This window comes from Nonomuraea cavernae, from assembly GCF_040655715.1.
GTDB lineage: Bacteria > Actinomycetota > Actinomycetes > Streptosporangiales > Streptosporangiaceae > Nonomuraea > Nonomuraea cavernae_A.
In genome coordinates this window covers 39,454-53,032 of sequence record NZ_JBFAKL010000017.1, presented here as the reverse complement: position 1 = coordinate 53,032, position 13,579 = coordinate 39,454, and the positions used below count along the sequence as shown (strand labels likewise).

Below are 13,579 nucleotides of genomic sequence, written 5' to 3'. Positions count from 1 at the left end.
AGGATCCGTGCATGCTGTTGACGGTCCTGGGTGGATGCGGCGCGTGGCCGGGCGCGGGTCAGGCCTGCAGTGGCTACCTCGTGGAGCACGACGGGTTCAGGCTGCTCATCGACCCCGGCTACGCGACGGTGCCACGGCTGCTGGAACGGATCACCGCCGACGAGGTCGACGCCGTGTTCGTCACCCACGGGCATCCCGATCACTGCGCCGACCTGAACCCGCTCCTGCGAGCGCGGACGTTCTGTGACGACCCGTCGTCACCGTTGCCCGTGTACTCACTGCCCGGAGCGCTGGACGCGGTGCTCGCGCTGGACCGTCCGAGGGCGCTGGCCGACGCCTGCGTCCTGCGCGAGTTCACCGCCGGCGACCTGCTCGACCTCGGCCCGTTCCAGGCGCGGACCCGCCCGCTGCCGCACTCGGTCCCCAACGCCGGCGTACGGCTGGCGGCGGGCGGGCGGGCGCTCGCCTACACCGGCGACTCCGGCCCCAGCCCCGAGGTGGTGGCCCTGGCCCGCGACGCCGACCTGCTCCTGGCCGAGGCCACGTACGCGGAGCAGGTCCCCGAGGATTCGCGGCGTCATCTGACGAGCGCCCGCCAGGCAGGCCGGCAGGCCCGGGAGGCCGGAGCCCGGCAGCTGCTCCTGACGCATCTGCAACCCGGCACGGACCCCACAGCCGCCCGGGCCGCCGCCGAGTCCGAGTACGACGGCCCGATCGGCGTCGCCACCCCCGGCCTCGTCCTCGACCTCTCGTAGAACCCGGCCTGCGGTGACCCCGATTCGCGGGTTCCGATGCTGGACCGTGCCGGATGTTGCATGAACATGCGCCACCATGCATACTCTTGTTCCATGTCCAAGGTTCTCACCTCCCTGCCCATCGGCGAGCGCGTCGGCATCGCCTTCTCAGGTGGGCTCGACACCTCCGTCGCCGTCGCCTGGATGCGCGACAAGGGTGCCGTTCCGTGCACCTACACCGCCGACATCGGCCAGTACGACGAGCCCGACATCGCCTCGGTGCCCGGCCGTGCGCGGGCCTACGGAGCCGAGGTCGCACGCCTGGTCGACTGCCGGGCGGTGCTGGTCGAGGAGGGCCTGGCCGCGCTCGCCTGTGGCGCGTTCCACATCCGCTCGGGCGGGCGGGCGTACTTCAACACCACGCCGATCGGTCGTGCCGTGACGGGCACCCTGCTGGTCCGGGCGATGCTCGAGGACGACGTCCAGATCTGGGGCGACGGCTCGACCTTCAAGGGCAACGACATCGAGCGGTTCTACCGTTACGGCCTGCTGGCCAACCCTCACCTGCGCATCTACAAGCCCTGGCTCGACGCCGACTTCGTCTCCGAGCTCGGCGGGCGCAAGGAGATGTCGGAGTGGCTGCTCGCCCACGACCTGCCCTACCGCGACAGCACCGAGAAGGCCTACTCGACCGACGCCAACATCTGGGGCGCCACCCACGAGGCCAAGACGCTGGAGCACCTGGACACCGGCATCGAGACCGTCGATCCGATCATGGGCGTGCGCTTCTGGGACCCCGAGGTCGAGATCGCCGCCGAGGACGTGACCATCGGCTTCGACCAGGGCCGGCCGGTGACGATCAACGGCAAGGAGTTCGCCACCCCGATCGACCTGGTGCTGGAGGCCAACGCGATCGGCGGACGGCACGGCCTCGGCATGTCCGACCAGATCGAGAACCGGGTCATCGAGGCCAAGAGCCGAGGCATCTACGAGGCGCCCGGAATGGCGTTGCTGTACGCGGCGTACGAACGCCTGGTCAACGCCATCCACAACGAGGACACGCTGGCGTACTACCACACGGAGGGACGGCGGCTGGGCCGGCTGATGTACGAGGGCCGCTGGCTCGACCCGCAGGCGCTGATGCTGCGCGAGTCGCTGCAGCGCTGGGTCGGCACTGCTGTCATCGGCGAGGTGACGCTGCGGCTGCGGCGTGGCGAGGACTACTCGATCCTGGACACGTCCGGCCCGGCGTTCAGCTACCACCCGGACAAGCTGTCGATGGAGCGCACCGAGGACTCCGCGTTCGGCCCGGTGGACCGGATCGGCCAGCTCACCATGCGCAACCTCGACATCGCCGACTCGCGCTCCAGGCTTGAGCAGTACGCCACCCTGGGCATGGTCGGCACCACCCACCCCGCGCTCATCGGCGTCCCCCCGGCGGCCCCGACCGAGCTGATCGGCGAGATGCCGGAAGGCGGCGCCGAGGCCATCGCCTCGCGTGGCGAGGTCTCCGACGAGGACCAGATGCTCGACCGCGCCGCGATGGAGGCCGGCACCGACTGACCGGCGAAAAACAGGAGGCTGAAGCTGGAACGGCTGTGCCAGGCTGGTCGCTTTGCAGTCGAATGCGAATGGAACCGAACGACCATGCCTCGCGCCATCACGTTGATCCGCTCCGCTTCCCTGTCCGACGTCGCCGAGTACGCGTACGCGGCCACCGCGCCCGCCGAGTCACGACTGATCTTCCTCGCCGGAGCCTGCCCACTGAACGAGGACGGTTCGACGGCGGCCATCGGCGACTACGCGGGTCAGGCGGCCAAGGCCATCGAGAACATGCGGGTCGCGCTCGCCGCCTCCGGCGCATCGCTGCGGGACGTCATCAACACCAGGGTTCTCGTCGCGTCCACGCGGCAGGAGGACCTGGTGAGTGCCTGGCGGGTGGTCCGGGACTCGTTCGGTGATCACGACGTACCGAGCACCCTGATGGGCGTCACCGTGCTGGGTTACGCCAACCAGCTCGTCGAGATCGAAGCCGTCGCCGCCGTACTTGATTCCTGAGCCGCGCCCAATATCCGCGCATGACGCGCATTGATGCGCGTCATGCATCTTTTATGGTGTGGGTCCGTCTTTCGCTGCGGGCGGCCGGTGAGCGGCTCCGCCCGAGAACAGGATGTGCCCGTGGACGACGACAGTCTGACCGAGGACTCCCCCAAGGCCAATCCCACGGCGATGCGCCGGATCATCCCCGCGGACATGGTCGAGCGCGGCCGTTGCCCGTTCGATCCGCCGCCTGGCCTGCTGGAGCGGCGCGGTCAGGACGCGGTCCAGCCCCTGCAGCTGCTCAACGGCGCGCGGGCCTGGCTGGTGACCGGCTTCGAAGAGGCCCGTACCGTGCTGTCGGACGCGCGCTTCAGCGCGGACAGGGTCCGCCATCGTGAGGCCACGTCGCTGCAGCCGCACGAGGTGGCCGAGTTCGAGGCCGGGACCCTGCCGCCGGGTCCGGCCGTCGAGAGCCGCGAGGACGGCTTCTTCGTCTTCATGGACCCGCCCGAGCACACCCGCATCCGGCGGCTGCTGACCGGCCAGTTCACCGTGCGGCGGATGCGGGCGCTGGAGGACCGGGTCACCGAGATCGCCGTCGAGCACATCGAGGCCATGAAGGCGGCCGGCACCGAGGCCGACCTGGTGCCCGCGTTCGCGCTGCCGCTGCCCTCGCTGATCATCTGTGAGCTGCTCGGCGTCGACTATGCCGACCGGGCCGAGTTCCAGGAACGCACCGCCATCGGGCTGAACGCCAACGCCACCGCCGAGGAACGAGCCGTCGCGAGCGCCGAGCTGTACGCGTTCATGCAGCGCCTCGTGGCCGACAAGCGCGCCAACCCGGCCGATGACCTGCTGTCCGGGCTCGTCCACGACGCCGACCCGCCGCTGACCGACGCCCAGCTGGTCGACGTCGCCCTCGTCCTGCTCGGCGCCGGCCATGAGACCACCGCGAACATGCTGGGCCTGAGCGCCTTCGCCCTGCTCGAACACCCCGACCAGCTCGCCGCGCTGTGCGCCGACCCTGACCTGATCGACAACGCGGTCGAGGAGCTGCTGCGCTACCTGACCATCATCCAGCTCGGCGTCAGCCGCGTCACGACCGAGCCCGTCACCCTGGGCGGCGCGGACATCCCCGCCGGCGCAACGGTCGTCATCGCCACCCCCGAGGTCAACCGCGACCCCCAGCAGTGGCCCGATCCCGACCGGCTCGACGTGAAGCGCCCCCGCACGCCGCACCTGGCCTTCGGGCACGGCGTCCACCAGTGCCTGGGCCAGCAGCTGGCCCGCATCGAAATGCAGGTCGGCCTCAGGGAGCTGATCACTCGCCTGCCGGACCTGCGTCTGACGGTGCCCGCGGAGCAGGTGCCGCTGCGCGACGAAATGCTCATCTTCGGCGTGCACGCCCTGCCGGTCGCCTGGTCCTGACATGGGGGGGTGACGCCGAGCCGGTCGTCGGCCGCCGCGAACGCAAGAAGCAGGCCACCCGCGCCGCGCTCCGCGAGGCGGCGCTCCAGAGGCCGTGCTGGTCGTCATGAACCAGAGCGACGTCGCCAGCCGCGACTACATCCGCGCCATGCAGCTGATCCGTGCCTCCCCCACGCTGGTGCCCCAGCAACTGGCCGTGCTCGCCGCCCAGGAGCAAGCGCTGGCCGAAGCGATCGCCGAGCACATCGATCACCCGGCGACGCCGCCCGCCGCGGACCGCACAGCCGAACGATCCGGAGATGCCCTCTATCCGCTCCTGTGCGCGGCGGCCGCCCTGACAGCGCTCCGCGTCGTCATGGACCAATGGCTCCAGCAGACAGCGGGCTCGGACCAGCCGCTGGACACGACGCTGCTCGGCCGGCAGGTCGACACGGCGATCACTCAGTTGGCGGCCGGACTGGACCGGACCGGCCGCGCAGCCAGGTAGCCCCTCGGCAGCCGCCCTATCCCTCTTCCTCGTCGTCTTCGAAGATCTCCTCGATGATCTCCCCCGCCACGAGACCGCCGACCACGCCGGCGGCGCCGGCCGCCACCACCGCGCCCATGCCGGGGCCGCTCCGGTGCTCGTGATGCCCATGGTGCTGCGAATGGCCGTAGCCGCCATGGTGGTGGTCATCGTGGCCGTAGCCGTCGTGACCGAAGCCGCCGTGGTGGCCGCCCTGGTGGCTGCCGTATTGGCTGAGTCCGGCCAGCCAGCGGTCGAGCTCGCCCGGCCAGTCGGTGTGCATGGCGTCGTCGTGGCTGATGGTGAAGCGGCCGATGGCGTCGTCGCCGTAGCGGCCGGCCCGCTTGTCGGCCTCCAGGATGACCTCCACTCCGCCCGGGTTGGCGATGAAGGTCAGCTCGACCTCGCCGACGCTCCCCGCGTGCTGGGGCGGCGGGTAGAACTCGATCTCCTGGTAGAACGGCAGTTGCTGGCCGGAGCCGTAGATCTGCCCCACCTCCAGGTCCGCCGACTTGAAGTGGAAGCCGAGTTGCAGGAACGCCTGCAGGATGCGCAGCTGGGAGGGCAGCGGCTCGACCGCGACCATGTCGAGGTCGCCCTTGTCGACGGCCTTGGCGATGGCGAGCTCCGTGCGCACGCCCAGCGCCATTCCGTTGAGGTGCTGGCCGCCGATCTCGCTGATGGGGGTCTCCCACGGCACGGAGACGCTGAAGTCGATGCTGCGGTTCTCGCCCTTGCGGAGGACGAACGGGCCGGAGACCTGAGCGCGGGAGAACTCGCCCACTCCGGCTCCCTCTCCGTCACCGTGCTCGACCTCGACCCGAGCGACCAGACCGAGGGTGATGTGCTCGATCTCGGCGTCGAAGTCGCCGCCGGTGAGCCGTACTTCGCCGGTGAGCATCCCTCCCGGCTGGATCCGCGGGGTGGTCAGGACGGTGTCCACCGAGGGGGCGCCTACACCGAAGGCACCCAGCATCCGTTTGAAGACCACGGCTTGTTCTCCCTGTCGACGGTTGATGGCATGTGTCAGCCACCCGCCTGAACGATCAACGTCGAAGACTGGTTCCGGCGGCCAGCAAACCGTGTCCTTCCAGGTGAGAGCAGGGTTGCGATTGATGGGGAAATCAGGGGATTTGTCCCGTCAAGTGACCGGACGATGGCCCCCCGCGAGAGGGCAGTCAGCTCCGGACAGTCGAAACTCCGATCCGCAGAGGAGTCCGTCTGAGATACGGATCACATTCGGCACTTTGGTGCCGGCTCGCCCGTTAGATAAATGTGTCCGATTTGGTGTTGTTGGACCGATCGGATCACGTTTCAGGCAAAAGTGCTCCCTCAGCACGTCGCGAGCTGGTGACCGACAGGAAGGAACGGTGGTGGTGTCCGTGTCAGCGGACCCAGGTAGTACATACACGCTCGCGCGCTGGAGGTCTGCGGGATGACCGTGGCTCTCGGCCTGCTGGCCATCTTCCTCCTCACCCTGGCCACCGGCTACTTCGTCGCCCAGGAGTTCGCCTACGTAACCGCCGACCGGCTCGCCCTGTCGCAGCAGGCCGCGGCCGGCGACAAGAAGGCCGCCAAGGCGGTCAAGGTGATGGAGCGGCTGTCGTTCATGCTCTCCGGCGCCCAGCTCGGCATCACCGTCACCGCGCTGGTGGTGGGCTTCATCGCCCGGCCCGCGCTCGCCGAGCTCATCGCCCCAGCGCTGACCGCCATCGGCCTGCCCGCAGGCGCGGTCGACGGAGTGGCGCTGGGCATAGGTTTCGCGCTCGCCACCGTCATCCAGATGGTGCTGGGCGAGCTGGCTCCCAAGAACCTCGCTCTGGCGAAACCCGAGCCGCTGGCGCGCGCGCTGGCCACCTCCACCCTGATCTACCTCGCCGTCGCCGGCCCGATCATCAAGCTGTTCGACACCACAGCGAACCGCCTGCTGCGGGCCGTGGGCATCGAGCCGGTCGAGGAGCTGCACCACGGTGCCACCCTGGAGGAGCTCAGCCACATCATCGGCGAGTCCGAGGCCCACGGACGCCTGCCGGGCAGCCAGGCCGACGTCCTCGAACGGGCGCTGGCCTTCTCCGAGCACACCGCCGAAGAGGTGATGGTGCCAAGGGTCGAAGTGATCACCATCAGGGGCACGGCGACCGTCGTCGAACTGGACGAGCTCATCGCGACGCATGGGCACACGCACTATCCGGTGCTCAGCGGCACCCTGGATGAGGTGATCGGCCTGGTCAGCCTGCGTGATGTCGCCGCCGTACCTGTCGAGAAGGGGCCGACGACCCTCATCTCCGACATCACGCATGACGTGCTGATCGTGCCGTTCTCCCTCTCGCTCCCCGACCTGGTGAGCCAACTGCACGTGCGGGGCGAGGAGGTGGCCTGCGTGGTCGACGAGCATGGCGGCCTGGCCGGGCTGGTGACCTTGGAGGACATCGCCGAGGAACTCGTCGGCGAGATCGCCGACGAGAACGACGTGGCCGCCCCAGCGGTCGTACGCCGCGGCGACGCCTGGGAACTCAGCGCGGGGCTGCGCATCGACGAGGTCGCCCTGCGGACAGATCTGAATCTGCCGGACGAGGACGAGTACGACACGCTCGCCGGCCTCATCCTGCACCGGCTCGGCCGCTTCGCCGTTCCCGGAGACGGCGTCACCGTGGAGCTGCCCGCGACCATGGATGCCACCGCGCCCACCCACGTCCGGATCGAGGTTCAGACGCTGAACCGGCACGTCCCCGAACGCGTCCGCATCACCACCCACCGCAAGGACAAGGAGGAACAGCCGTGAACCTGACCGTCGGTCTGCTGCTCACTCTCTTCCTCCTGGTAGGCAACGGCTTCTTCGTCGCCGCCGAGTTCGCTCTGATCGCCGCAAAGCGCCACCGGCTCGAAAAGGACGCCGCCCGCGGCAGCAAGGCCGCCGCCGCGGCGCTGGCCGGCATCCGCGAACTGTCTCTCATGCTCGCCGGCGCCCAACTCGGCATCACGTTGTGCTCGCTCGCCTTGGGAGTGGTCTCCGAACCGCTGATCGCGGGCAAGCTCACCCCGGTGTTCCATGCCGCCGGCCTGCCCGAGGCCGGCGCCCACGCGGTCGCCTTCGTCATCGCGCTGGCCATCGTGACCTTCCTGCACATGGTGCTCGGCGAAATGGCTCCCAAGTCCTGGGCCATCGCCCGTCCCGAACGCGCCGCCATCGTCCTGGCCCTGCCGTTTCGCGGCTTCACGCTGCTGGTCCGCCCGCTGATCAGCGCCATGAACGGGGCGACGAACGGGTTGCTGCGCCTGTTCCACGTGCACCCGCGCGAGTCCGACGCCACGCCCCGCACCCCCGAGCAACTCCAGCACCTGGTCGAGGAATCGCGCAAGCTCGGGCTGATCGAGAGCGACGACCACGTCCTCCTCAGCCAGGCCCTCCGCGCCCCGAGTACCGACATCACCGCACTGATCACACCACATGAGCAGATCGCCGGGGTCCCCGCCGAGGCTTCGCCTCAGGACATCATCACCGCTTCCCTGCAGGCCGGGCGCTCGCGCCTCATGGTCTGGAACGGACAGGAGCCGGCGGGCGTCGTACACATCCGCGACGCCTACCTGGCACGCCGTCGCGGAGCCTCCACCAGTGCAGGAGACCTCGCCTACCACGTGCCCCTGCTGCCCCCTGACATCTCCGTGTCCGACGCGGTGACGCGGCTGCGCGCGGAGCGCAGTCAGATCGCGCTGATCCGCGCGGACGACGGCACCGTGCGTGGCCTCATCAGCCTCGACGCGCTGCTGACCACCCTGCTGATGGCAGCCTGAGCGGTTGGGCTGCCGTTTACCGGGGTGGGGCAGGGTAGCCGGCGCGACATGACGGTAACGAGATTTCAGGATCTGCCGCTCGCCGTGTGTAACGGCCTTCCCGGGGTAGCAGCGCCGATCTGGCGACCCCTGCAAGGAGTTGGACATGCCACAGAACGTCATCGACCTGATCACGGCCGACCACCGCGACGTCGAGGCCCTCTTCGACAAGCTGCGCACCGAACGGGAGAACCGGCCCGCACTGCTGGCCGAGCTCGCCGCGAAGTTCACCGCGCATGCCCGTGCCGAGGAACACGAGGTCTACCCCGCGCTGGCCAAGGCCGCGCCCAGCGAGCGAGGCGAAGTGCACCACGGCACCGAAGAACATCACGAGGCCGAGGAGAAGCTGCTCCGGCTTCTTGACACGGACCCAGACGGACCGGCTTTCGACCAGGTCCTCGATGACCTGGTCAAGGCGGTCACGCACCACGTCGAGGAAGAAGAGAGCGAGATCCTCCCGGCCCTGGGCAAGGCCCTGCCCGCCCGCAAGCTGACCGAGCTGGCTCGCGCCTTCAGCGCCGCCAAGGCGGACCTGCTGACCTCGCCGCCCAAGCCCGCCGGCCGCACCAAGCAGGAGCTACAGGAGCGGGCCAAGGCCGAGGGCATCGAAGGCTACTCGTCCATGACCAAGGACGAACTCGCCGCCGCCCTGAAGCGGTGATCGCCCAATCTGCCCTGGCTCTCCGGCCGGCAACGCGGAGCCCGGCCGGAGAGCCAGGGCAGATGTCGCGAGAGTGGGCACGTCGCGGCATTGGCCGCGCTCTGGCCGTTCGCCGGCCCGGTCAGCCGAGGGCCTTCTCCAGCTGCGCCTTGCTCATCTTGGAGCGGCCCTTGACGCCGCGGCGCTTGGCCTCGGCGTACAGCTGATCCCTGGTACGGCCGGCGGCGCCGGAATGCGAGCGTAGTCCGCCTCGCCGACTCGACGACATGTCCTTGGTGGACGTACGGCTCGCGGTCCGGGACTCACCGGACCTGGCCCGCTCCTTGTTCACCGTCCGCGCGGCGATCTCGGTCGCGCGCTTGTCGCTTTCGCCACGCTGCTTGGCGCTGTCCTTGATGTGCTCGTACTGGCGTTCCCGCTTCGGGCTCGATCCGCGAGGCATGTCTCCTCCTCATCAGAACTCTGAGGCATCCAAGGACTACTACCCAGGCGAAATCCACGAAACAGATCCGCTTCACATCGCCTCCGCTCTCGCACCTGAGGCGCTGGCGACCGGCTCAGGCTGTGGTGCTTTCCAGCCGCGCCATCGTCGACGGCGTCACCCCGTACAGGGCCATGGCGATGGGCGGATGGTCCAGCAGCGCGCGACGCACCACGGCGTCCGTGGCCATCAGGAAGGCCAGGTGCCGGATCGCATGGCTCGCCACGTTCGCCACGTCGATCCGCTCGGGCGTGGGTACGGCGGGCGCGTCGCCTTGAGCGATGTCCAGGGCGGGTAGTTCGGCGGCGGGCAGGTGCGGTGCGGGATCAGGGCACACGGCGTAGGTCAGCACCACCTGCCCCTCTGGCCGATAACGCCAGCTCGTGGAATGCAGGACGGTGGACGCAGCGTCAGCGGACAGCCCACTGATCCGGCGGGCGGCCTCGTCAGGGCTCTCACCCCGGCCCGGCGCCGCGGCAGCCCGCCGGTAGGACCAGCGGCCGTCGGCCCCCGCCCGCAGCATGAGTGCCTCCACCAAGACCGGCGCGAGTCCGGCGTCGATCTGATCGTCCACAACCGTCCCGTCATCGTCGAACCCACTTAGCTGCGATCTATTCGCAGGAGCAATATTATGGCGTATACGACTCGGCGCGATCTGTCGCAGGGGCCGCCATGGCCACGTCCAGCGAGCCGGCCGACGGGCGGATGCGTTGCGCGAGCGCGGTCATGCCACGCCTGACCTGAGCTTGGTCCGTGCGGCGAGGCGGGCACCGCTGCTAATGCAACTTGCTAGCAATTGCGGCTTATGTGCAGAATGAGGTAGTTCTTCGCATCACGGATCGTCCGCCCCTCACCTCCGGAGCCTCACCGCATGAGCCGCGCGCCCCGTACCGCCCCAGCCAGGCCGATCATTCGCGACAGCGCGCCGCTGAAGGCGGTAGCCGGATCATGAGAAAGTCGCTCGTCCTGGTGGCGGCTCTGACGCTGACCGCCTGCGGGCAGGCGCCCGCCGCCACGCAGCCGGCCGATTCCACCGCGGCGCCCCAGGCAGGCTTCCCTGTCACGATCACCAACTGCGGGCGCACCCTCACCTTCGACAAGCCGCCCGCCAAGGTCGTGACCGGCTATCACCCCGCCCTGGAGACCCTGCTCGCCCTTGGCGTCGGCGACCGGATCGCCGGGCGGACGAACTTCTCCGAGAGCGCGTTCCTGCCCGGCCAGGAGGAGCAGTACGACAAGATCCCGGAGATCTCGCCGACGATCATGCTGCCGCAGAAGGAGGTCATGCTCTCCCAGGGCGCCGACTTCGTCCTCGACAACGCGATGGCCAGCTTCGACGCCGGCGGCGGCTACGCCACCGTGGAGGAACTGGACGCCGCCGGCTCCCCGGTGTACATCCTGGGCGGCTGGTGCAGCCCGGAGGAGACACTCGAGTTCACCCTCGACGACACCTTCACCGACCTGCGGAACCTCGGCAAGATCTTCGGCGTCTCCGACCGCGCCGACCGACTGGCCGCCGACCTGCGCGGCAAGCTCGATGACGTGCGCGAACGCGTCAGCGGCCGGCCACCGGTCAAGGTGCTGGCCACCGACGGCGGCAAGGGGCCCGTCAACGCCTACGGCGGCTCCGGCATAACCAACCAGATGATCATCGCCGCCGGCGGAGAGAACGTGCTGGCCGACGTCAAGGGCGACTACGCCGAGGTCAGCGTGGAGCAGATCAGCGCCGCGCAACCCGATGCCATCCTGGTCAGCGAGTACGCCACGTTGCGGGGCGAGAAGATGCCGACCGTGCAGGCCAAGTCCGCCGACATCCTCGCCATCGCCAAGAACAGCCCCGCGGCCAAGGACAATCGGGTGCTCCCGGTGCCGGTGACAGCCCAGCATCCCGGCTACCGCAACCTCCTGGCCATCGCCGACATCGCCCGCTTCCTGCACCCTGACGCCTTCACCCCATGACCAGCGAAACCCGACAGAACCTGGCCGGGGCGGCCGGTGTCGGAGGACCGGCCCGGCGCCGCGGCCGGTTCGGGATGCTCGTCGTCCTGCTGGCGGTGGCCGTGGTCGCCTCGACGTGGCTGGCGGTGAGCATCGGCGCGGTACCCGTCGCGCTGCCGCAAGCCTGGGGCATCGTCGCCGACCGCCTGGTGCCGGGGCTGGTCCCGCGTACCTGGACCCCGGTGCAGGAGCAGATCGTGTGGGAGTTCCGGCTGCCGCGCGCGCTGCTGGCGCTCCTGGTCGGGGCCGGGCTGGCGGTGGTCGGAGCGGTGCTGCAGGCGCTGGTGCGCAACCCGCTGGCCGACCCGTTCCTGCTCGGCATCTCCTCCGGCGCGTCCTTCGGCGCGGTGCTCGTGCTGATCCTGGGCGCCTCCACGCTGGGCGGGCTGTCGATGTCGGGCGCCGCCTTCGCCGGCGCGCTGCTCGCCCTGGCCCTGGTGTACATGCTGGCCCAGCGCTCGGGCCGGCTCACGCCGTCTCGGCTGGTGCTGGCCGGGGTGGCGCTGGCGTACCTCTTCCAGGCCCTCTACAGCTTCGTGCTGCAGCAGGCGCAGAGCGGCCGGGCGGCGCAGCAGGTGCTGTTCTGGCTGATGGGCAGCCTGGGCGGGGCCCGCTGGGAGATGCTGCCGCTGCCCACCGTCGTCCTGGCCGCCGGCCTGGTGTATCTGCTGTCGCAGCATCGCCCGCTCAACGCGCTCACCGCCGGCGAGGAGACCGCCGTCTCCCTCGGCGTGAACGTGCACCGCCTGCGGCTCACGCTCTTCGTGCTCACCTCCCTGCTGGTCGGTGTCATGGTGGCCACCAGCGGCGCGATCGCGTTCGTGGGGCTGATCGTGCCGCACGCGGCCCGGCTGCTCGTCGGCGCCGACCACCGCCGGGTGCTCCCGGTCACGGCGCTGCTCGGCGCCGCGTTCCTGCAGCTCGTGGACATCGCCGCCCGCACGATCAACGCACCGCAGGAGCTGGCGCTCAGCATCGTCACCGCGCTGTTCGGCGTGCCGTTCTTCCTGTGGCTGCTGCGCCGCCGCTCCGTCGACCGGGCGGTGACCGTCGGATGAGGCTCGACCTGCGCGGCGTCTCCGTACAGCTCGACGGCCGCTCGATCGTCCACGAGGCCGACCTGCTGGTGGACGACGGCGAGTTCGTCGCCCTGGTCGGCCCGAACGGTTGCGGCAAATCCACCCTGCTGCGCACGATCTACCGGGCGCTGCGTCCCTCGGCCGGGCTCATCAGCGTGGACGGCGACGACGCACACCGCCTGTCCTGGCGCGAGTCTGCCCGGCGAACCGCCGTGGTGGCCCAGGAAACGCCCGCCGAGCTCGACTTCACCGTCGGGGAGGTCGTGCTCATGGGCCGCACGCCGTACGCACGCGCCGCCGGCGACGACGAGGAGCGGTGCGCGCGCGCCCTCGACCGCGTCGGCCTCGCAGCCGCGGAGGAACGCGTCTACGCCACCCTGTCCGGCGGTGAGAAACAGCGGGCCCTCATCGCCCGCGCCCTGGTCCAGGAGACCCGCCTGCTCCTGCTCGACGAACCCACCTCCCACCTCGACATCCGCCACCAGCTGGAGATCCTGCACCTCGTCCGCGAGCTGGGCGTCGCCACACTGGCCGTCCTGCACGACCTCAACCAGGCCGCCGCGTTCTGCGACCGCCTGTACGTCATGAGCGCCGGCCGCATCCTCGCCGGCGGCCCGCCCGACCAGGTCCTCACCCCCGAACTCATCTCCCAGGTGTACGGCGTGCGCGCCGTACAGCGCCCCCAGCTCGTCTTCGAACGGCTCAAGGAGGAGCGGCCCGTAAGGCCTGCCGAGTGAGCCCAGCCCGCTTTGTAACAGTTTCGCTATCACATGGGTGCATCAAGTACGTCACCGTTGAAAGCGCACTCTTGCCCTCGTTCCC

At 69.7% G+C, this 13,579-nt stretch carries 14 protein-coding genes; 11 read left to right on the top strand and 3 right to left on the bottom strand.

The genetic code is table 11. The features are described from left to right. Positions 1-11: 11 nt before the first annotated feature. From AB0I38_RS24115 to AB0I38_RS24095, 5 genes are all read left to right on the top strand, one after another. Positions 12-755, top strand: coding sequence for an MBL fold metallo-hydrolase (locus tag AB0I38_RS24115; protein WP_358471670.1), 744 nt, complete (start codon positions 12-14; stop codon positions 753-755). A gap of 93 nt (positions 756-848) precedes the next feature. Next, positions 849-2,297 (top strand): argininosuccinate synthase, encoded by a 1,449-nt coding sequence (argG, locus tag AB0I38_RS24110; RefSeq protein WP_358471668.1) that lies wholly within the window; start codon positions 849-851, stop codon positions 2,295-2,297. A gap of 84 nt (positions 2,298-2,381) precedes the next feature. Further along, a complete protein-coding gene (locus AB0I38_RS24105) occupies positions 2,382-2,792 on the top strand; it encodes a RidA family protein (protein WP_358471666.1) in 411 nt (136 codons plus the stop codon). Between the two features lie 195 nt (positions 2,793-2,987). Continuing rightward, complete coding sequence (locus AB0I38_RS24100; RefSeq protein WP_436838774.1) at positions 2,988-4,202, top strand: cytochrome P450; 1,215 nt, start codon at positions 2,988-2,990, stop codon at positions 4,200-4,202. Positions 4,203-4,308: 106 nt separating this feature from the next. Next, positions 4,309-4,689 carry a hypothetical protein gene (locus AB0I38_RS24095; RefSeq protein WP_436838772.1) on the top strand — a complete coding sequence of 127 codons (381 nt, stop codon included), beginning with the start codon at positions 4,309-4,311 and terminating at the stop codon, positions 4,687-4,689. 16 nt (positions 4,690-4,705) lie between these two features. Here AB0I38_RS24095 and AB0I38_RS24090 read toward each other — a convergent pair whose 3' ends face one another. Further along, positions 4,706-5,698 (bottom strand): sporulation protein, encoded by a 993-nt coding sequence (locus AB0I38_RS24090; protein ID WP_358471661.1) that lies wholly within the window; start codon positions 5,696-5,698, stop codon positions 4,706-4,708. Between the two features lie 444 nt (positions 5,699-6,142). On the opposite strand from AB0I38_RS24090, the gene AB0I38_RS24085 reads away from it, so the two are divergent. The 3 genes from AB0I38_RS24085 to AB0I38_RS24075 all read left to right on the top strand — a co-directional run bounded on the left by AB0I38_RS24085 (position 6,143) and on the right by AB0I38_RS24075 (position 9,199). Beyond that, the gene (locus AB0I38_RS24085; protein WP_358471660.1) at positions 6,143-7,489 is read left to right on the top strand and encodes a hemolysin family protein; all 1,347 of its coding nucleotides are present in this window, start codon (positions 6,143-6,145) and stop codon (positions 7,487-7,489) included. Next, positions 7,486-8,499: a hemolysin family protein gene (locus AB0I38_RS24080; protein WP_358471658.1), complete on the top strand. Its 1,014-nt coding sequence runs from the start codon at positions 7,486-7,488 to the stop codon at positions 8,497-8,499. Before AB0I38_RS24085 ends, AB0I38_RS24080 begins: the two co-directional genes overlap by 4 nt. Positions 8,500-8,644: 145 nt before the next feature. Further along, positions 8,645-9,199, top strand: coding sequence for a hemerythrin domain-containing protein (locus AB0I38_RS24075; protein ID WP_358471656.1), 555 nt, complete (start codon positions 8,645-8,647; stop codon positions 9,197-9,199). Between the two features lie 121 nt (positions 9,200-9,320). On the opposite strand, the gene AB0I38_RS24070 is transcribed toward AB0I38_RS24075, so the two are convergent. Next, a complete protein-coding gene (locus tag AB0I38_RS24070) occupies positions 9,321-9,641 on the bottom strand; it encodes a plasmid stabilization protein (RefSeq protein ID WP_358471654.1) in 321 nt (106 codons plus the stop codon). A 115-nt stretch (positions 9,642-9,756) separates the two neighbouring features. Beyond that, positions 9,757-10,254 (bottom strand): hypothetical protein, encoded by a 498-nt coding sequence (locus AB0I38_RS24065; RefSeq protein WP_358471653.1) that lies wholly within the window; start codon positions 10,252-10,254, stop codon positions 9,757-9,759. Between the two features lie 374 nt (positions 10,255-10,628). Between AB0I38_RS24065 and AB0I38_RS24060 the strand changes: the two genes are divergently transcribed. From AB0I38_RS24060 to AB0I38_RS24050, 3 genes are read left to right on the top strand one after another with little or no spacing between them, the layout of a single operon-like run. After that, entirely contained in the window at positions 10,629-11,639 is a 1,011-nt protein-coding gene (locus AB0I38_RS24060) for an ABC transporter substrate-binding protein (RefSeq protein ID WP_358471651.1), read from the top strand. Then, the gene (locus AB0I38_RS24055; protein ID WP_358471649.1) at positions 11,636-12,736 is read left to right on the top strand and encodes a FecCD family ABC transporter permease; all 1,101 of its coding nucleotides are present in this window, start codon (positions 11,636-11,638) and stop codon (positions 12,734-12,736) included. The genes AB0I38_RS24060 and AB0I38_RS24055 overlap by 4 nt, the downstream gene beginning before the upstream one ends. Next, on the top strand, positions 12,733-13,494 hold the full coding sequence (locus tag AB0I38_RS24050; RefSeq protein ID WP_358471648.1) for an ABC transporter ATP-binding protein: 762 nt from the start codon (positions 12,733-12,735) through the stop codon (positions 13,492-13,494). Before AB0I38_RS24055 ends, AB0I38_RS24050 begins: the two co-directional genes overlap by 4 nt. The last annotated feature ends 85 nt before the right edge of the window (positions 13,495-13,579 follow it).